Below are 18710 nucleotides of genomic sequence, written 5' to 3' on the forward strand. Positions count from 1 at the left end.
ACGGTTGATCGCGTAGCCCGGATGAAGCGAAGCGCAATCCGGGACAAGTCTGTCCGCGGAGAGAAACCCGGATTTCGCTGCGCTTCATCCGGGCTACGCCGTGCTTGCTAGTTCCCAAACAATCCGCCGAACAACCCGCCCGGCCGCTGCTGTTGTTGGGGCGGGGGAGGTGGCGGCTGCTGCTGGTATTGCGGCTGCGGCGGCGGACGCGGCGCGGCCTGCTTCGGCGGCGCGCGCTTCTGGGCCGGCGGCGGCGGAGGCGTCGGCGCCTTCGGCGGATCGGGCGCGGCGGTCACGATGGTCTGGTCCGGCCCTTTGCAGTCGGTCAGCCAGATGTCGTAGATCGGATGCTCGACGCCGTGCAGGCCGGGGCTCGCCGCGAACATCCAGCCCGAGAAGATCCGCTTCACCTCGCCCTGCAGCGTGATCTCGTCGACCTCGACAAAGGCATCGGTGTTGGCGGCTTCCGTCGATGGCCTCGTGTAACAGGCATCGGTCTTCACCCGCAGCGCGCCGAACTGCACGGTCTCGCCGATATCCTCGTCGAAATTGATGATGCGCCCGGTGATCTTGTCGAGACCGGAGAAGCTCGCCTTCTTGTTGGTGATCTTGGTCGACGGCGGCTCCTGCACGACCTCGTCGCCCGGCTGCAACGTGGCAGGCGTCTGCGGCGGGGTGCCTGGGGGCGTGCCCTTGGGACGCTGCCCCGGCGGCAGCGGGTTGGCGCCGGGCGGCGTATTGGCGACGGCGGGACCGCCGGGTTGCGGCGGCTGCACTGCGACACCGGGCTGGGTGCCCTGCGGAGCCACCGTCGAGCCCGGCGGCGGCGCCAGCGGCTGCGACTGCACGCTGCCGGGCGGCGGCACCGCCTGGCCTGGCGGCAGCGCCCGCGGCTGTGTCGGCAGCAGACGGCCGCGCGGCAATTCCGGCACTTCCTCGTCGTCGTCGCTGGGAGGAGCCGGCTGACCACGCGGGATCGAGCCGGGCGGACGCGGCGCGGGATCGGAGAAAATCGTTCCGATCTGCGCGCGCGCGGGCGGCGCAAGCGAGATGGTTGAGGCGGCAACCAGGGCCGCAAAGCCAGTCAGGGCAACGGTTCGAAGCATCTCGCGCGGCTTTAAAGGGCGAATCGGGCTCGCGACAGTCTACCTTGATATCGGCCGCTCGCAGGCCACCGGTTAACACGCCGAATACGGCGGGGAAAGGGCACCCGGCCACCTCTCCCCGGTCCACTGGGCAGCCTCTGGTCACTCCTGGGAACACGTGTGATAGTCCTCACGCTGAAGGCACGCCGCCGCGCGTGAAAACCAGGAAAATCCGGATCGAACCGGACCAGCCAGAGGAAACCCACCATGCCCGATCGCATCAGGCTCGACGGCCGCGTCGCCGTCGTCACCGGGGCTGCCGGCGTCATCGGAACCGCCTCGCTCCAGCTGCTCGCCGAACGGGGTGCGCGGATTGTCGCAGTCGACCGCAAGGGCGCCGATCTCAAAGCCGCCATCAAGGACCTGCCGGCCTCGGCCGAGGCCCTCGCAATCGAAGCCGACGTCACCGACGAGAACGAGGTCAAGGACTATGTCCGCGCCGCCGTCGACCGCTTCGGCACCATCGATGCCTTCTACAACAACGCCGGCGTCGAGGGCGACATCAGGCCGATCCCCGAATATTCGCTGGAGAGCTTTCGCCGGGTGCTCGACGTCAATGTGGTCGGCGTCTTCCTCGGCATGAAGCATGTGCTGCCGGTCATGCTGAAGCAGAACAAGGGCAGCATCATCAACACCGCCTCGATCGCCGGCCTTGTGGGATCGCCGATGATCGCGGTCTACAGCGCGAGCAAGCACGCGGTAATCGGGCTGACCAAGAGCGCGGCCTGGGAATGCACCGGCACCGGCGTGCGGGTCAATTGCGTCTGCCCCGGCATGATCGAGAGCCGGATGCTGAGCACGATCCTGCAGGGCCGCTCCGGCGGCAACGCGCCGCCGCCGATCGAGAAGATCGTCGACCGCATCCCGGCGCGCCGGCTCGGCCTCGCAAGCGAGGTCGCCTCCATTGTCGCTTTCCTTGCCTCCGACGAGGCGAGCTACGTCTCCGGCTCCGCCTACACCGTCGACGGCGGCCGCACCGCCGCCTGACACGACCGTCATTCCGGGATGGTGCGCAAGCACCAGACCCGGAATCTCGAGATTCCGGGTTCGATGCTTCGCATCGCCCCGGAATGACATCACCAAAAGAAGGTCCCCCCAATGCCCGTCGTTCTCGATCCCGATGCCGCTGCCGTCTACAAGGCGTTCCAGGAGGCCGGCCGTCCCGCCTACGAGACGCTGACCGCGCCGGAAGCGCGCGACTATTACCGAGCCGCCCGCGTCGTCTCCAATCCCGAGCCGCCCGCGCTGCAATCGAGCAAGCCGCTCGCGATCCCGGCGCCGCACGGCACGATCCCTGCCCGCATCTACACGCCGAACACGCTGCGCAAGAAAGACGGGCTCGCGCCCTGCCTGGTGTTCTTCCACGGCGGCGGCTGGGTGATCGGCGACCTCGATACCCATGAGGTGGTTTGCCAGAAGCTTGCCCATGAGGGCGAGCTGATCGTGATCTCGATCGATTATCGGCTCGCGCCCGAGCATCGTTTCCCTGCCGCGGTCGATGACGCCATCACCGCGACCCGATGGGTCGCCGCCAATGCCAGGGATCTCGGCATCGACGCCGCGCGCCTGATCGTCGGCGGCGACAGCGCCGGCGGCAACCTCGCGGCGGTGGTTGCCCTGACCGCCCGCGACGGCGGGCCGAAGCTCGCGGCCCAGCTGCTGATCTATCCCGCGACCGATTTCTCGCGGAAGCATCCCTCGCATCGCGAGCCCGAGACCAGCATCCTCCTGACGCATTCGGTGATCGGCTGGTTCGCCAACCATTATCTCGGTGACGCCGACAACAACGACTGGCGTGCCTCGCCGGCGCGCGCGAAGGACTTTGCCGGCTTGCCGCCGGCCTATGTGCTGACCGCCGGCGCCGATCCGCTCCGCGACGAAGGCGACGAGTATGCGAAATTCCTCAAGGACGCCGGCGTGCCGGTGACCTATCGGCATTTCCCCGGCCAGTTCCACGGCTTCTTCACCATGGGCAAGCTGCTCAATCAGGCCAATATCGCGGTGACCGAGATCAGCGCCTGGCTGAAGACGCTGGGCTGAGCAATCGGACCCGCGGCGACGTGGCTGGCGTCGTTCCCGATCGGGGCTCGCGAGCGCATCGCGAGCCTCTTGCGGCGTTAGTGCGCCTTGAAGTTCCCCACGCCGCGCGATAGTGCCGCCGTCAGCGCTTCACGCCGCCGGGCACTCCAGCCATCGAGATCGTCTTGCTCACGCCACTCCTCGTCTACGGTATCCCGCTCGATTTCATCCTGTTCGCGCTGACGCTGCTCGGCGTCGCGATCTTCCATCACCACACGCTCGCGGTGGCGCTGACGGGCCTTGCCGCGATCGTCGCCTACAAGCTGCTGTTCGCGGGCTTTGCGAAATTCGGCGCGGGCCTGCCCGGTCTCGCGCATCACATGGAGCATGAGTGGGTCACGCTCGCCAACCTGTTTCTGCTCCTGATGGGCTTTGCGCTGCTGTCGCGCCATTTCGAGGAGAGCCGCATTCCCGACGAGATGCCGGCGCTGCTGCCCGATGACTGGAAGGGCGGACTGATCCTGCTGGTCATCGTGTTCGTGCTGTCGGGCTTCCTCGACAATATCGCGGCCGCGCTGATCGGCGGCACCGTGGCCCGCCACGTGTTCCGTGGCCGCGTCCATATCGGCTATCTCGCGGCCATCGTCGCCGCATCGAATGCCGGCGGCGCCGGCAGCGTCGTCGGCGACACCACGACGACGATGATGTGGATCGACGGCATCAGCCCGCTCACGGTCGTGGAGGCATATGTCGCAGCCATCGTCGCGATGCTGGTGTTTGCGGTGCCGGCCTCGCTGCAACAGCACCGCTTTTCGCCGATCGTGAAGGATGCACCGTCCGGCCTCAGAATCGACTGGGCGCGGGTTGCGATCGTGGCCGTGATCCTGCTCGCCGCGCTGACGGCCAATGTGACGGCCAATCTGAAGTTCCCCGCGCTGCTCGATACGCTGCCCGTGCTCGGGCTCGCGGTCTGGGCCGCGATCCTGGTCACCTCGGTGCTGCGGCGGCCGGACTGGTCGGTGATGCCCGAGACGCTGAAGGGCGCCGTCTTCCTGCTCGCGCTGGTGACGGCGGCCTCGATGATGCCGGTGGAGAAATTGCCCGCCGCATCGTGGCAGACCGCGCTCGGGCTCGGCTTCGTCTCGGCGGTGTTCGACAATATTCCCCTGACCGCGCTGGCGCTGAAGCAAGGCGGCTATGACTGGGGCTTCCTCGCCTACGCGGTCGGATTTGGCGGGTCGATGGTCTGGTTCGGCTCGTCGGCGGGCGTTGCGGTGTCCAACATGTACCCGGAAGCCAAATCGGTGGTCCGCTGGATCACCCAGGGCTGGCCGATCATGGCGGCCTATGTCGTCGGCTTCTTTGTGATGCTCGCACTGCTTGGCTGGCATCCCGACGCGCCACATTGACGCAACACAATGCTGCAGCGCACAATTGCGCTTACCTCAAAACTGTGGAAAATCGAGACAATTCCGTTGACATTGCTAAACTCCATTCGCCGTAACAAGTTATGGAGAGTTCGCATGAGTGTTAGTGCAGAAGTCCTCGCCCGCGCTCCGTCGGAGCAGATGGAGGACGAAATCAACACGGTGACTTCGCATCGACCACGCAGCAACATCCGGCCCCTCTCACCGATGCCGGACTATGTCGAGCATCGCAACGGCGTCAACGAGGTGGGCAAGCTGTCGGCCGAGGCGGTCGTGCGCGAATATGAAGCGGCGGTGAAAGAGATCGAGGCCCTTGGATCGGAACTGCAATTGGCCGCGAAGAACTGCGAGGTCATGGTCGCAGGCGTTCATGACATGATCGCCGAGATCAAGGAGTTCGCTGCCGGTTACCGCGATCAGGGCAAGCGTTTCTTCCTGCAGATCGAAGCCGTCTCGTTGATGACCGCGGAGGTCAGGGATACCTGCGAAGCACTCAAGAAGAAGATCGCAACCGATACATTGGGCCAGTGATCTTTCGGTTGAAGCACGGTTCGTGATCAGAGCATCCGTGGATCTCTGCGATCGTGGGCTGATCCTGTATTGGTGAATGACTGCGCTATTCCGGCGCGGTGGAACCGTTAGTTCTATTCAAGACCAAGTCGCTCAAGACTAAGTCGTTCAACATCTTGCCCCGCTTCGGCGGGGCATTTTTTGTTGCGAGACGAGTGATCTCTGCACGGGCTGCGTCCTCGAACCGGCCGGACCTCCGTCCATGCCCTTAACGTGCGTCAGTTGCACGCCCGGTCATGTCCGTTGCCGGAGGCAAATCGGATATCGCGGACCAGCGATCGCTGAAATCCTTGGCCGGGAGCGCGTCCGTGCCGGCGACGGCAATGCCGTCGGTCCGGGGCGCGTGCGACTTGATGGTCGCGGCGGTCGCGGTGACAGCCAGCAGGGCGACAGCCACGAACCCGGTAATCGTTCGATGCTTTGTCATTAGAACCTCCTCGGGTCCCCAATGCCACTTAACGTGGGTCACGGGAACCCTCGTCAGGTTCATCACTGCAAAGCCGACATGGATCGGGTGAAATCGGACAACGAGCTTGTCCCAAACGGGCCTACCCGGCCCGCGCCGCACGCCGCAGCGATTGCGGCGGCTGGCCGAAGGCGCGGATGAAGGCGCGGCGCATCCGCTCGGGATCGCGGAAGCCGGTGATCTCGGCGACGCGCTCGATCGCCTCGCCCGACGACTGCACGCGCTGCCGCGCGACTTCGATCCTGAGCCGCTCGACCGCTTTCGATGGCGTCGTGCCGGTCTCCGCGATGAAGGCGCGGGTGAAATGCCGCGAACTCATCCCGGCCTTGTCGGCGAGGTCCTCGACCGTCAGCGGCGCATCGAGATGCTCGCGTGCCCAGGCGAGCAGCGGCCCGAACCGGCCGTTCGGCGTCTTCAATTCCAGCAGCGAGGAAAACTGCGACTGCCCGCCGCTGCGCCGATGATACAGCACGAGTTGCCGCGCGGTGTTCTGCGCGACCTCGTCGCCATAGTCCTCGGTGATCATCGCGAGCGCGAGGTCGATGCCGGCGGTGATGCCGGCCGAGCTCCAGATATTGCCGTCACGCACGAAGATCTGGTCCGGCTCGAGCTTGATCTTCGGATAAGTCTTCACGAAATGCGGCGTGCGCTGCCAATGCGTGGTGGCGCGGCGGCCGTCGAGCAGGCCCGCCTCGGCCAGCACATAGGCGCCCGAGCAGACGCTGGCGACGCGAATGCCACGGCCGGCCATCCGCCGCACGAATGACAGCGTGGCTGGACAGGTCGCCGGCGTGCGCACGCCGTTGCCGCCCGCAATGATCAGCGTGGTGATCGCCGTCGCTGGCTTGAGGCCGCGCGCGAGCATCTCGACACCGGACGAAGAGCGCACCGGTCCTGCCTTCACCGCAAGCGTCCTGATCGCCGGCGCGTTGTTGGCGAAGCGCGCCGCGATCTCGAAGGCCGCGATCGGCCCGGCCGCGTCGAGCAGCTGGAAGTCGGGAAAGATCAGGATGCCGATCATCGCCAAATCCTCGCAGGTGACGTTACTTTCTTGGCGATCCTCTCTCAGGAGCCTTGCGTCTCTCGGGAGTCTCGTCTCAGGAGCCTTGCGTCCGAAAATGAGGGAAATACGCCATTTTGGACGAGAGGCCATCATGACATCGTGGTTCCGTCAAGCGCTATTTGGAGCCCCCGATGACCGAACCCCTGCAGATTGGATTGCTCGTCTTCCCGAAGGTGACCCAGCTCGACCTGACCGGTCCGCTGCAGGTGTTCTCCTCGGTCCCCGGCGCCAAGGTCCATTTGATCTGGAAGCGCATCGAACCCGTTCCGACTGATTCCGTCATGGTCCTGACGCCGACCACGACCTTTGCCGATTGCCCGCAGCTCGACGTGATCTGCGTGCCCGGCGGCTTCGGCACCGACGACATGGTCGGCGACGAGGAGATGCTGGCCTTCCTGCGCAAGCAGGCCGAGGGTGCGAAATACGTCACGTCGGTCTGCACGGGATCGCTGGTGCTCGGCGCGGCCGGCCTGCTCAAGGGCTATCGCGCCACCACGCATTGGAGCTCGATTGATTTCCTGTCGGGCTTCGGGGCCATTCCGACCAGGACGCGCGTCTGCGTCGACCGCAACCGCTTCACCGGCGGCGGCGTCACCGCGGGCATCGACTTCGCGCTGACGCTGGTGTCGGAGCTCGTCGACCGCAAGACCGCGGAAGCGATCCAGCTCAGGCTCGAATACAACCCGGCCCCGCCGTTCAACGCGGGCTCGCCGGAGACCGCACCGGCCGAGATCCTCGCTTTCATGAAAGAGCGGATCGCGCCGTCGCAGGCGCGCCGCGCCGACTTGATGGGCCGTGCCGCGGCACGGCTGTCCTGACCTGATCGCCGCAAAGAAAAAGGCCGCCCGGTTTCCCGAGCGGCCCTTCCTGTCTTACGGTAGCCTCACATTTGCGGGCGATTTCAGGACGTCTGTACCGGGGGCCTATCTCCCGGCCGCATCCAACTCGGAGGCCGCTGCACATCGGGACAGTCGCGATCTGAAGCCCGATCCGACGCGATGGTTTCCCATCTCCGTAAGATGGCCCTATTGAGCCGCGAACCCGCGCCCGGCGCAAGCGGGCAGCATCGGCTGCGGCCCATCTGTCCCCGCTGTTACCGTTGTTCACAGGCGCGCGCTTGCGCTGCCGGGCGCGTGTGCGATGCACGCGCGTCGTTACGCACGTGCACGTCAGAACAACAATGCGTGAAAGTCAGCTTCCCGGCGTCCAGGCGTGATAGTCGCCGGTCGCCTTGGGGCGGCGGCCGCTCGCCAGCGTCGAGCCGGACGGGCGGTAAGCCTGCGCGGTGCCGGTCAGGTTCGGCAGATGCGGCTTCTCCCATTCGCGCGCCTGGTAGCTCTCCTCGGTCGGCGGCACATCAACCGTGTGATGCAGCCAGCCGTGCCAGCCGGCCGGAATGCGGGAGGCTTCGGCGTAGCCGTTGTAGACCACCCAGCGGCGCTCGAAATGCAGCGTCGGGTCGATCTCACCGCCCTTGGTGCGGTAATAGCGGTTGCCCTGCTCGTCCTCGCCGACCAGTTCGCCGAATCGCGAGGTCCACAATTGCGTGCCAAAGGTCTGGCCATTCCACCAGGTGAAGAATTTCAGCAGGAATTGTTTCATGCGTGGCCGGTCGTCGGTTCGATGCTATGGGCTCTGATGCCACCTCATTCCCCAAATGTCCAGCCGCCGCCAAGGTAGCCCCGCACCCCTCGGACAGCCCCCGGTTTATGCACCCAGTTGGCGACCAAATGACGCGCTCACGAGGAGTTTTGTTCAGCTGCCATACATGAGCCGCCGGCTACGCGAAGATGACCCACAATCAATGTGGAGCACGGGAACGTCCGACCACAGAGATGGTTAGACATTCACCGTTTTGATGGAGTCCAAAATGATCAATATGAAGGTTCTGAGCACCGCCGCGGCTCTGGCGCTTGCGCTGCCGTTGGCTGTGGCGCCGACCGTTTCGTTCGCCCAGTCTGCCGCACAGATGGGTGCGATGGGCGGCGGCGGTGGCCACGTTGGTGGTGGCGGCGGTGGTGGCTTTGGCGGCGGCGGCCGCGGAGGTGGCATGGGCGGCGGAGGCGGCGGCTGGCACGGCGGCGGTGGCGGCGGTCACTGGGCCGGTGGTGGCGGCGGCGGTTGGCGCGGCGGTGGCGGCTGGCACGGCGGGTACCATCGTGGCGGCGGGTTCTGGCCCGGCGCGGTGGCCGGTGCGGTCGTCGGCGGCGCGCTCGCCTCGGGCGCGTATTACGGCTCCGGCTATGGCTACGGCCCCGGCTATTATGACGACAGCTACGGCTATTACGATGAACCGTCTGTCGCCGTGGAGGTGCCGAGTGGCGGCGGCGCCAGCTACTGCGCGCAGCGCTACAGGTCTTACGATCCGGCCTCGGGCACCTATCTCGGCTACGACGGCCGGCGGCATCCCTGCCCGTAATGAAGGCCTGAATTCTTGATTGCAAAAGGGCGGCGCCAGCGCCGCCCTTTTTGATGTACGCAAGTCTTATGTGCGCAAGGCGACCGCGACGGCCGCGAACGTCACCACGAGCGCTGCGATATCGCTCGCGTTGAGCGGCTCGCGCAGCATCGCCGCTGCCGCGAGCACGCCGACGACGGGGACCAGCAGCGTGCCGATCGACGCGGTCGCCGCCGGCAATCGCTCGAGCGCCGCAAACCAGCAGACATAGCAAAGGCAGAACTGGATCAGCGTCATGTAGATCATCGACGCCCAGCCGAACTGCGACAGCGCGGCGAGCTGCGGCTGCTCGATCATGATGCCGATGATCGCGATCGGCACGCAGCCGATCGCAAGCTGCCAGGCCGCGAGCGACAGCGGCGGCATCGCGAGCTTGAACGATTTGGTCATCACCGTGCCGAGCCCGACACAGAGCGCGCCGGCGAGCGCGAACAGAATCCCCGGCAGCTTGCCGAGGCTTGTGTCGATGCCGCCGCCGCCGATCAGCGCCGCGATCCCGGCGAGCGCCACCGCAAGCGCAAGCGCACGCGGCAGCGACACGCGCTCGCCGAGCACCGGCCAGGCCACCAGCGCGACCCACACCGGAATCGATATCCCGAGCACAGCCGCCTCGCTGGCCCGCAGCCAGATCAGCGCGAGGCCCATGGACGCGACCCAGCCGCCGATCGACAGTGTCGACACCAAAGCAAGCCGCAACCACATGCCGTCGGGCACGCGCAGCGTCTGTCCCCGCATCAGCGCGACCAGACCGAGCGCAACCGCGCCGACCACGCCGCACAGCCCGCGCGCGGACAGCGGCGGCCACTCCGTGAGCAGGAACTTCATGATCGGGAAGTTGAGTCCCCAGCCGATCGAGGCAACGACCAGGAATGCGAGGCCAAGCGGTGACAGCGGGGCGCGGCCGGCGACGGGAACTGCAGTCATGGACCTGTCGTAAAGGGGATGGACAAATACAGGTGATGTGTCACGGCTAGCTGGAAATCTGCTTGTCAGCAAACAGCATATGCATTCTATGATACAGACTTTCCGTCCAGGTTCCGCCTTAATTGACGAACAGGCCAAGCGAGTCGCCGGCACGCGAGGCCGTTAGAAAGAGGATGCATCGTGCCGAGCGTTCTCGTGGTTGATGACGACCCGATGGTGTGCGTTGCCATCGAGGTGTGTCTGCAACGCCAGGGCTTCGAGGTCACCGTCGCCGATGGCGGCGAAGCCGGCATGCGCGCGCTGGAGCAGGCCACCTTCGATGTCATGCTGGTCGACGTCTTCATGCCGCATATGCGCGGGTTCGAGGCGATCCGCGTCTTCCACGAGCGTGCCCCCGATATTCCCGTCATCGCGATGTCCGGCTATGCCTTCGCCAATGCCGATCGCGCGCCGGACTTCCTGCGGATGACGATCGAGCTCGGCGCGTCCGCCTGCCTGCGCAAGCCGTTCACCCCGCAGGCGCTGATTGCCGCCGTTAACGAATGTCTTGCGAAGTATGCACCTTCCGCTCGTCTTTCGAAATAATTGCTCGTACTAATCGTCGATGGCTTCCCAGCGTCTCATTCTCGGCAGCGGCCTTGCGATCCTCCTCGTCATCAGCGCGGCGTCGATCGGATTGGACGTCAAGTCGCGCAGCGAGATTGATTCGGTCGACCGCACGCTCAGCATCCTGAAGCGCATTTCGGACGCGCGTCAGCTGCCGCGCAGCGTCGAGAGCGCGGCGCGCGGTTTCGCGCTGACCGGCGATGCGTCCTTTGCCGACGAGTTTCGCGAGCAGAGCGCAGCCCTCACCGCGGCCTTCGACGATCTGATGGCGGCGGTGACGTCGGCCCCCGAGGAGGCGCAGCTGATCACGGGCACCAGGGTCGAGGTCCAGCGTGCCATTGCGCTCGGCGCCGAGCTGATCAGGTTGCGCAGCGCGGGCGACACGGCCGGCGCCGCGGCGCTGGTCTCCGCGGGCGAGAGCCGCGCGCTGACCGACAAGGTCGGCGCGGCGCTCGACCGCCTGGTCACCGAAGAGCGCCGCCTGCTCCGGATTCGCACCGACCAGTCCAAGACCAATGGACGGCTGCTGCTGATGATCGATCTCGCCGGCGTGGCGATGATCCTGCTGCTCGCGATCGCGCTAACGGTGACGGCCCGGCGCGCCAGCCGCGAACTGCAGGGCGCGCTCAGCGCGACCAAGGCGACCAATCTGTCGCTCGAGGGCAAGGTCGCCGATCGCACCAAGGATCTCGGAGCCGCGCTCGAAGAGCTCCGCCGTTCCACCTCGGTGATGGAAACCACCTTCCGCACCATGGCGGAGGCGGTGCTGGTGATCGACAGCGCCGGCACCGTGCTGCTGTCGAACCCGGCCGCCGAGAAGATGCTGCGCTACAAGCCTGGCATGACGGTCCGGCAGCTGCGCGCCATGAGCAACGTGTTCCAGTCCGACGGCGTCACGCCGATGCAGGCCGACGACATGCCGTCGGCCAGGACGCTGCGCGGCGAGGAATTCGACGGGCTGGAATTCGTCGCCAAGCCGGTGCGCGGCGCGCCGGAGATTCACCTCGTGGTGTCGGGCCGGCCGCTGCGCGATGGCGACGACACCATCACCGGCGCGGCGCTGATCTATCACGACATCACCGCCTCGCGCGAAACCGAGCACAAGCTGCAGCAGGCACAGAAGCTCGACGCCATCGGCAAGCTGACCGGCGGCGTCGCGCACGACTTCAACAACATGCTGACGGTCATCACCGGCACCACTGAGACGCTGGTCGACAGCCTGCGCGCCCAGCCGCAGCTCGCGAAAACCGCCGAGCTGATCGACCGCGCCGCCGAGCGCTGCCGCGAGCTGATCCAGCATCTGCTCGCCTTCGCGCGCCGCCAGCCGCTGGAGCCGCGCACCGTCGACATCAACGGCACCGTGGTCGACATCGCCAAGCTGCTGCGGCCGACGCTCGGCGAGCAGATCGAGATCAATTCGGTGCTGGCGCCCGATGTCGCCAGCGTCCATATCGATCCGTCGCAGCTTGCCAACTCGCTGCTCAACATGGCGATCAACGCCCGCGACGCGATGCCGAACGGCGGCAAGCTGCTGTTCGAGACCAGCAACATCGTGCTCGACGACGCCTATGCGGCTGTCAATCCCGACATCACGCCGGGCCGCTACGTGCTGCTCGCGGTCAGCGACACCGGCACCGGCATGTCGCACGCGGTGCAGGACAAGGTGTTCGAGCCGTTCTTCACCACCAAGGAAGTCGGCAAGGGCTCCGGCCTCGGCATGAGCATGGTCTACGGCTTCGTCAAGCAGTCCGGCGGACATATCAAGATCTACAGCGAGGAAGGCCACGGCACCACGATCAAGCTCTATCTGCCCCCTGCCCGCGGCCAGGTCGAGGTCGAGGCGCCCCCGCCGGAGCCGGTGCGGCGCGGCAGCGAAGTCATCCTGGTGGTGGAAGACGACCAGCTGGTGCGCAACTACGTCGTCACGCAGCTAGGCGCGCTCGGCTACAAGACCATCGCCGTGCCCGACGCCCGCGCCGCGCTGGCGCTGGTCGACAAGGGCGAGAAGTTCGACCTCCTGTTCACCGACGTGATCATGCCCGGCGGCATGAACGGCCGCCAGCTCGCCGACGAGGTGCAAAAACGCCGCCCCGGCATCAAGGTGCTCTACACCTCGGGCTACACCGAGAACGCGATCGTGCATCACGGCCGCCTCGACGAAGGCGTGCTGCTGCTGGCCAAGCCCTACCGCAAGGCGCAGCTCGCCAGCATGCTGCAGCAGGCGCTCGGCGAGTGAGGTGAGCTAGACCAGCGCGATGGATAAGGTCGGGTAGCAACCACAACGGCGCTTTGCTCCCTCGCCCCGCTCTTGCGGGGAGAGGGTTGGGGTGAGGGGCCGTCTCCGCGCATTCGCTGCTAGCTGCGTCTGCGGAGACTCCCCCTCACCCGGAACGCATCTAACGATGCGTTCCGACCCCTCCCCGCAAGCGGGGCGAGGTGGAGTCCATCGCTACCTCGTCGCGAGCGCGACGCCGGCGAGCGTGAACAGCAACGCGACGATCTGGCTTGGCCCCAGCGGCTCGTGCAATGCGACCGCGGACGCCACCACGCCGATGACAGGCACCGCCATGGTGCCGATCGCCGCCACCGAGGCCGGCAGGCGGGCGAGCGCGGCGAACCAGGCGACATAGGCGACGCAGAACTGGATCAGCGTCGAGTAGACCAGCAGCCACCAGCCGACCGTCGTGATGCGGTCGAGATGTGTGGTCTCGATCAAGAGGCCGACGATCGCGATCGGCACGCAGCCGAGGCCGATCTGCCAGGCCGCGGCCGGGATCGGCGGCATCACCAGCGGGTACTTCTTGGCCAGCACGGTGCCGAGCGCAAAGCCGAAGGCGCCGCCGAGCGCCATGATGATTCCCGGCAGCTTCTCTCTGCTCGCGGTGATGCCGCTGCCGCCCATGATCGCGGCGAGGCCTGCAAAGGCCATCACCAGCGCGATGGTCCGCAGCAGCGTCGGCCGCTCGCCGAGCACCGGCCAGGCCAGCAGCGAGGCCCATACCGGCATGGTGTAGGCGATCAGCGCCGCCTCGCTCGCCGGCAGCCAGAGCAGCGCGAGCCCCATCAGCACCATCCAGCCGGTGACGTTGAGCGCCGCATACAGCGCGAGCCGCGGCCACAGCCGTTTCTCGACATGCAGGCTCTGGGCACGGATCAGCGCCAGCACCGCGAGCAGCACGGCGCCGATCACCCCGGTGGTGCCGCGCAAGGTCAGCGGCGGCAGCTCGCCGAGCAGGAACTTGGTGGACGGCCAGTTGAACCCCCAACCCACCGAGGTGATGGCGAGGAACATCAGGCCGGCGGGCGCAAGGCGCGGCCGCGCGGAGGGCTTCTGGACTGTCATGGAACCCGGCGGGGATGTGAGTCGGCCTCACCTTGCCCGCGATTTTGTCGCCCGACCATCACGGCTCTGACATGCCTGATCCGTACTTTGCCCGTAGGCCTACGTGAGTCCCCAAAATTCAATCCGGGACCGCGAATAAAAACTTCGCCTGTGAACAGCGGGGCGAAGCTCCGATCCACAGGCGATAGGAATTTTTTTGGCTTGGGAATCCCTGAGGACTCACCGATAGTTGGCCCGATCACAGGCGCGGCACCGACCCCTGTTATCCCCCTCTTTCCACCATATTTAGTGTTTGATTCAGAAACTCGTACTAGTCCTTGACGGGCGTGACGGACATGGCCTAGCTTTCAACCTGTTCGGCGCGAGTGTGTTTGGGTCCCCGCCGGTCGCTCCCACAAGGGTTCCAAAATGACCACTCCGCCAGGCCCTCGGGCCGCGGGTGAAGGGCTTTTCTGCCCTGATTTTGGGGCCGCCGTCGGGGACGACAAACGGGCCGCGAAGGACCCGGAAACAGAGGCCGCAACCGGCCCGCAAGAAGCGTACGCGTGACGTGTCGCGTGAAGCGTTTGGGGCGTTGAATGCATGACCCGGAGCACCCGACCAGTCGGGCGCCGCGCCGGGACGATGCCGCCGCAGGACCGGTCATACCGGTGCCCAGCGGATGAGAGAAAACAGGCCGGATCCACCGGCTGAGCTGCGGATGACGGGAGGCGTGCTGACGCGTGTTCCCGGAGTCCGCGAACAGACAACATTCCGGCACCTGCGGGGAAACGTGGGGCCGGGCAGAAGAAGAGACGGGGCTCGACCATGCGAATCGAACGACGCAACACCACCAGCGGACAATCTCCCTATGCCGGGATCAATTTCCGCCTGACCACATCAGAGATCCGCAATCCGGACGGCTCGGTCGTGTTCCGCGCCGAGAACGTCGAGGTTCCGGAGTTCTGGTCGCAGGTCGCCTCCGACGTGCTGGCGCAGAAGTATTTCCGTAAAGCGGGCGTTGCCGCGCGCCTGAAGAAGGTCGAGGAAGAGACCGTGCCGTCGTGGCTGTGGCGTTCGGTGCCCGACACCGAGGCGCTTGGCCTCCTGCCGGAGAACGAGCGCATCGTCGGCGAGACCTCGGCCAAGCAGGTGTTCGATCGCCTCGCCGGCTGCTGGACCTATTGGGGCTGGAAGGGCGGCTACTTCTCCACGGAAGAAGACGCCCTCGCCTTCTTCGACGAGCTCCGCTTCCAGCTCGCAAAACAGATGGTCGCGCCGAACTCGCCGCAGTGGTTCAACACCGGGCTGCACTGGGCCTACGGCGTCGATGGCCCCGGCCAGGGCCACTATTACGTCGACTGGAAGACCGGCAAGCTGACCAAGTCGAAGTCGGCCTATGAGCATCCGCAGCCGCATGCCTGCTTCATCCAAGGCGTCGGCGACGACCTCGTCAACGAGGGCGGCATCATGGACCTCTGGGTGCGCGAGGCGCGCCTGTTCAAATATGGCTCCGGCACCGGCTCCAACTTCTCGAGCCTGCGCGGCGAAGGCGAGAAGCTGTCCGGCGGCGGCCGCTCCTCCGGCCTGATGAGCTTCCTCAAGATCGGCGACCGCGCCGCGGGCGCGATCAAGTCGGGCGGCACCACGCGCCGCGCCGCCAAGATGGTCGTGGTCGACGCCGATCACCCCGATATCGAGACCTATATCGACTGGAAGGTGAAGGAGGAGCAGAAGGTCGCCGCCCTCGTCACCGGCTCCAAGATCAACCAGAAGCACCTCAAGGCCGTGATGAAGGCCTGCGTCAACTGCGAAGGCAGCGGCGACGACTGCTTCGATCCCGAGAAGAACCCGGCGCTCCGCCGCGAGATCAAGCTCGCGCGCCGCGCACTGGTGCCCGACAACTACATCAAGCGCGTCATCCAGTTCGCCAAGCAGGGCTACAAGGATATCTCGTTCGACACCTACGACACCGATTGGGATTCCGAGGCCTACCTCACCGTCTCCGGCCAGAACTCCAACAACTCGGTGTCGCTGAAGGACGATTTTCTGCGCGCGGTGGAAACGGACGGTGACTGGAATCTGGTCGGCCGCACCACCAAGAAAGTCACAAAAACGCTGAAGGCCCGCGACCTCTGGGAGAAGATCGGTTACGCCGCCTGGGCGAGCGCCGATCCGGGCCTGCACTTCAACACCACGATGAACGACTGGCACACCTGCAAGGCGTCCGGCGACATCCGCGCGTCCAATCCGTGCTCGGAATACATGTTCCTGGACGACACGGCGTGCAACCTCGCCTCGGCCAACCTGCTGACGTTCTACAGCACCACCACCAAGCGGTTCGACATCGAGTCCTACGAGCACCTGTGCCGGCTCTGGACCATCGTGCTCGAAATCTCCGTCATGATGGCCCAGTTCCCGTCGAAGGCGATCGCCGAGCTGTCCTACGAATTCCGCACGCTCGGCCTCGGCTTCGCAAACATCGGCGGCCTGCTGATGACCATGGGCCTGCCCTATGACAGCAAGGAAGGCCGTTCGCTGTGCGGCGCGCTGACCGCTGTGATGACCGGCATCTCCTACAAGACCTCGGCCGAGATGGCGGCCGAGCTCGGCACCTTCCCGGGCTACAAGAAGAACGCCGCGCACATGCTGCGCGTGATCCGCAACCACCGCCGCGCCGCCCACGGCAACGCCGCCGGCTACGAGGCGCTCTCGGTCAACCCGGTGCCGCTCGATCACGCCTCCTGCCCGCAGGAGGACATCGTCACCCATGCCAGGCTGGCCTGGGACGACGCGCTGGCGCTCGGCGAGGTCAACGGCTATCGCAACGCCCAGACCACCGTGGTGGCGCCGACCGGCACCATCGGCCTGGTGATGGATTGCGACACCACCGGCATCGAGCCCGACTTCGCGCTGGTGAAGTTCAAGAAGCTCGCCGGCGGCGGCTACTTCAAGATCATCAACCAAGCGGTACCGTCGGCGCTGCGCGCGCTCGGCTATCGCGAGAGCGAGATCGCGGAGATCGAGGCCTACGCCGTCGGCCACGGCTCGCTGTCGAATGCGCCCGGCATCAATGCCTCGACCCTGAAGGCCAAGGGCTTCACCGATGAAGCCGTTGCCAAGGTGGAAAAGGCGCTGCCGACCGCGTTCGACATCAAGTTCGCCTTCAACAAGTGGACTTTCGGCGAAGACTTCATCCGCGACCAGCTCGGCATCGGCGCGGAAGCGATCGCAGCCCCCGGCTTCGACCTGCTCCAGGCCGTCGGCTTCACCAAGCGCGAGATCGAGGCCGCCAACGTGCACATCTGCGGCGCGATGACGGTCGAAGGTGCCCCCCATTTGAAGGCCGAGCACTACCCCGTGTTCGACTGCGCCAACCCCTGCGGTAAAATTGGAAAACGCTACCTCTCGGTCGAGAGCCACATAAGGATGATGGCGGCCTCGCAGCCGTTCATCTCGGGCGCGATCTCCAAGACCATCAACATGCCGAACGACGCCACGGTGGAGGACTGCAAGTCCGCTTACCTGTTGTCGTGGAAGCTGGCGCTGAAGGCCAACGCGCTGTACCGCGACGGCTCGAAGCTGTCGCAGCCGCTGAACTCGCAGCTCATCGCCGACGACGAGGACGAGGACGATGCGGTCGAAGCGCTCTACGAGAAGCCGATGGCCGCGCGTGCCGCCCAGGTCTCGGAGAAGATCGTCGAGAAGCTGGTCGAGCGCATCGTCGTGATGCGCGAGCGCGAGAAGATGCCCGATCGCCGCAAGGGCTACACCCAGAAGGCGGTTGTCGGCGGCCACAAGGTGTACTTGCGCACCGGCGAATATGACGACGGCCGGCTCGGCGAGATCTTCATCGACATGCACAAGGAAGGCGCGGCGCTGCGCTCCTTCATCAACAACTTCGCGATCGCGGTGTCGCTCGGCCTGCAATACGGCGTGCCGCTGGAGGAATATGTCGATGCCTTCACCTTCACCCGCTTCGAGCCCGCGGGTCCGGTGCAGGGCAACGACTCCATCAAGTACGCGACCTCGATCCTCGACTATGTCTTCCGCGAGCTCGCGGTGAGCTACATGGCGCGCTTCGATCTCGCCCATGTCGATCCGAACGAGTCTGGCTTCGACGCGCTCGGCAAGGGCGTCGAGGAAGGCAAGGAGCCGGATGAGGCCCCCGCCCAGCACCAGGCCACCAAGTACCTGTCGAAGGGCCTGACCCGGTCGCGCACCGACAACCTCGTCGTCATGCGCGGCGGCTCGGCCGCGGTGAGCCCGGGCGCCGACAACGCGCCCGCCGGCAACCGCGTCACCGCGCTCGCCTCCCACGGCGCAACCTCGCGCGGCGCCTCCGACACCGTCGAGGGCGCGGTCGCCCTGAAGCAGGAAGTCAGCCACGACCTCTCGCCGACCGAGAAGCTCGAGGCGCTGAACTGGAGCAAGCCCGGCACCGCAGCCGCCGCCGCCCCGTCCAAGGCCGAGCGTCGCGCCGAGGCGAAGGCCAAGGGCTACGAAGGCGAGATGTGCTCGGAGTGCGGCAACTTCACGCTGGTGCGGAATGGGACCTGCATGAAGTGCGATACTTGCGGGTCCACGACGGGGTGTTCGTGAGAAGAGCCAGAAGACGATAGTCTTCTTCACGACCGGGCTTGGCCCGGGCATCCACGAAGGGCGGCACGAAGGGGCCGCCCTTCTCTTTTGACCAGATAACCTTTATGA

General features: G+C 66.0%; 15 protein-coding genes. 9 read left to right on the forward strand and 6 right to left on the reverse strand.

Annotated features, from left to right (window positions below):
* Positions 1–107: 107 nt before the first annotated feature.
* Positions 108–1106, reverse strand: coding sequence for a DUF2155 domain-containing protein (locus J2R78_RS37975; protein ID WP_253608831.1), 999 nt, complete (start codon positions 1104–1106; stop codon positions 108–110).
* A gap of 246 nt (positions 1107–1352) precedes the next feature.
* On the opposite strand from J2R78_RS37975, the gene J2R78_RS37980 reads away from it, so the two are divergent.
* The 4 genes from J2R78_RS37980 to J2R78_RS37995 all read left to right on the forward strand — a co-directional run bounded on the left by J2R78_RS37980 (position 1353) and on the right by J2R78_RS37995 (position 5122).
* A complete protein-coding gene (locus tag J2R78_RS37980; RefSeq protein WP_253608832.1) occupies positions 1353–2132 on the forward strand; it encodes an SDR family NAD(P)-dependent oxidoreductase in 780 nt (259 codons plus the stop codon).
* A 111-nt stretch (positions 2133–2243) separates the two neighbouring features.
* Positions 2244–3185: an alpha/beta hydrolase gene (locus tag J2R78_RS37985; protein WP_253608833.1), complete on the forward strand. Its 942-nt coding sequence runs from the start codon at positions 2244–2246 to the stop codon at positions 3183–3185.
* Positions 3186–3349: 164 nt separating this feature from the next.
* Positions 3350–4573: an SLC13 family permease gene (locus J2R78_RS37990; RefSeq protein ID WP_253608834.1), complete on the forward strand. Its 1224-nt coding sequence runs from the start codon at positions 3350–3352 to the stop codon at positions 4571–4573.
* Positions 4574–4582: 9 nt separating this feature from the next.
* On the forward strand, positions 4583–5122 hold the full coding sequence (locus tag J2R78_RS37995) for a hypothetical protein (protein WP_246715851.1): 540 nt from the start codon (positions 4583–4585) through the stop codon (positions 5120–5122).
* A gap of 247 nt (positions 5123–5369) precedes the next feature.
* On the opposite strand, the gene J2R78_RS38000 is transcribed toward J2R78_RS37995, so the two are convergent.
* The gene (locus J2R78_RS38000; RefSeq protein ID WP_253608835.1) at positions 5370–5588 is read right to left on the reverse strand and encodes a hypothetical protein; all 219 of its coding nucleotides are present in this window, start codon (positions 5586–5588) and stop codon (positions 5370–5372) included.
* A gap of 121 nt (positions 5589–5709) precedes the next feature.
* On the reverse strand, positions 5710–6648 hold the full coding sequence (locus J2R78_RS38005) for a GlxA family transcriptional regulator (RefSeq protein ID WP_016844521.1): 939 nt from the start codon (positions 6646–6648) through the stop codon (positions 5710–5712).
* A 173-nt stretch (positions 6649–6821) separates the two neighbouring features.
* Here J2R78_RS38005 and J2R78_RS38010 point away from each other — a divergent pair, with 173 nt between their 5' ends.
* Entirely contained in the window at positions 6822–7508 is a 687-nt protein-coding gene (locus tag J2R78_RS38010; RefSeq protein ID WP_057019976.1) for a DJ-1/PfpI family protein, read from the forward strand.
* Between the two features lie 373 nt (positions 7509–7881).
* On the opposite strand, the gene J2R78_RS38015 is transcribed toward J2R78_RS38010, so the two are convergent.
* On the reverse strand, positions 7882–8292 hold the full coding sequence (locus J2R78_RS38015; protein WP_057019975.1) for an NADH:ubiquinone oxidoreductase subunit NDUFA12: 411 nt from the start codon (positions 8290–8292) through the stop codon (positions 7882–7884).
* Between the two features lie 268 nt (positions 8293–8560).
* Here J2R78_RS38015 and J2R78_RS38020 point away from each other — a divergent pair, with 268 nt between their 5' ends.
* Positions 8561–9109 carry a BA14K family protein gene (locus J2R78_RS38020; protein WP_253608836.1) on the forward strand — a complete coding sequence of 183 codons (549 nt, stop codon included), beginning with the start codon at positions 8561–8563 and terminating at the stop codon, positions 9107–9109.
* A 66-nt stretch (positions 9110–9175) separates the two neighbouring features.
* On the opposite strand, the gene J2R78_RS38025 is transcribed toward J2R78_RS38020, so the two are convergent.
* Positions 9176–10072 (reverse strand): DMT family transporter, encoded by an 897-nt coding sequence (locus J2R78_RS38025; RefSeq protein WP_253608837.1) that lies wholly within the window; start codon positions 10070–10072, stop codon positions 9176–9178.
* Between the two features lie 180 nt (positions 10073–10252).
* Here J2R78_RS38025 and J2R78_RS38030 point away from each other — a divergent pair, with 180 nt between their 5' ends.
* Positions 10253–10657, forward strand: a complete 405-nt coding sequence (locus J2R78_RS38030; protein WP_026192708.1) for a response regulator — start codon at positions 10253–10255, stop codon at positions 10655–10657.
* A gap of 19 nt (positions 10658–10676) precedes the next feature.
* On the forward strand, positions 10677–12914 hold the full coding sequence (locus tag J2R78_RS38035; protein WP_253608838.1) for a CHASE3 domain-containing protein: 2238 nt from the start codon (positions 10677–10679) through the stop codon (positions 12912–12914).
* Between the two features lie 213 nt (positions 12915–13127).
* Here the strand turns inward: J2R78_RS38035 and J2R78_RS38040 are convergent, their stop codons facing one another.
* On the reverse strand, positions 13128–14021 hold the full coding sequence (locus tag J2R78_RS38040) for a DMT family transporter (RefSeq protein ID WP_253608839.1): 894 nt from the start codon (positions 14019–14021) through the stop codon (positions 13128–13130).
* Between the two features lie 807 nt (positions 14022–14828).
* Between J2R78_RS38040 and J2R78_RS38045 the strand changes: the two genes are divergently transcribed.
* Positions 14829–18602, forward strand: a complete 3774-nt coding sequence (locus J2R78_RS38045) for a vitamin B12-dependent ribonucleotide reductase (RefSeq protein ID WP_253608840.1) — start codon at positions 14829–14831, stop codon at positions 18600–18602.
* The last annotated feature ends 108 nt before the right edge of the window (positions 18603–18710 follow it).

Origin of the sequence: Bradyrhizobium sp. USDA 4538, from assembly GCF_024171045.1 — a bacterium.
Taxonomy (GTDB): domain Bacteria; phylum Pseudomonadota; class Alphaproteobacteria; order Rhizobiales; family Xanthobacteraceae; genus Bradyrhizobium; species Bradyrhizobium australafricanum.

What these genes read in the sequence shown, in the direction of transcription:
- J2R78_RS37975 (WP_253608831.1), bottom strand. Translation starts at nt 1,106, where the DNA reads ATGCTTCGAACCGTTGCCCTGACTGGCTTTGCGGCCCTGGTTGCCGCC.
- J2R78_RS37980 (WP_253608832.1), top strand. Translation starts at nt 1,353, where the DNA reads ATGCCCGATCGCATCAGGCTCGACGGCCGCGTCGCCGTCGTCACCGGG.
- J2R78_RS37985 (WP_253608833.1), top strand. Translation starts at nt 2,244, where the DNA reads ATGCCCGTCGTTCTCGATCCCGATGCCGCTGCCGTCTACAAGGCGTTC.
- J2R78_RS37995 (WP_246715851.1), top strand. Translation starts at nt 4,583, where the DNA reads ATGCTGCAGCGCACAATTGCGCTTACCTCAAAACTGTGGAAAATCGAG.
- J2R78_RS38000 (WP_253608835.1), bottom strand. Translation starts at nt 5,588, where the DNA reads ATGACAAAGCATCGAACGATTACCGGGTTCGTGGCTGTCGCCCTGCTG.
- J2R78_RS38005 (WP_016844521.1), bottom strand. Translation starts at nt 6,648, where the DNA reads ATGATCGGCATCCTGATCTTTCCCGACTTCCAGCTGCTCGACGCGGCC.
- J2R78_RS38010 (WP_057019976.1), top strand. Translation starts at nt 6,822, where the DNA reads ATGACCGAACCCCTGCAGATTGGATTGCTCGTCTTCCCGAAGGTGACC.
- J2R78_RS38015 (WP_057019975.1), bottom strand. Translation starts at nt 8,292, where the DNA reads ATGAAACAATTCCTGCTGAAATTCTTCACCTGGTGGAATGGCCAGACC.
- J2R78_RS38020 (WP_253608836.1), top strand. Translation starts at nt 8,561, where the DNA reads ATGATCAATATGAAGGTTCTGAGCACCGCCGCGGCTCTGGCGCTTGCG.
- J2R78_RS38025 (WP_253608837.1), bottom strand. Translation starts at nt 10,072, where the DNA reads ATGACTGCAGTTCCCGTCGCCGGCCGCGCCCCGCTGTCACCGCTTGGC.
- J2R78_RS38035 (WP_253608838.1), top strand. Translation starts at nt 10,677, where the DNA reads ATGGCTTCCCAGCGTCTCATTCTCGGCAGCGGCCTTGCGATCCTCCTC.
- J2R78_RS38040 (WP_253608839.1), bottom strand. Translation starts at nt 14,021, where the DNA reads ATGACAGTCCAGAAGCCCTCCGCGCGGCCGCGCCTTGCGCCCGCCGGC.
- J2R78_RS38045 (WP_253608840.1), top strand. Translation starts at nt 14,829, where the DNA reads ATGCGAATCGAACGACGCAACACCACCAGCGGACAATCTCCCTATGCC.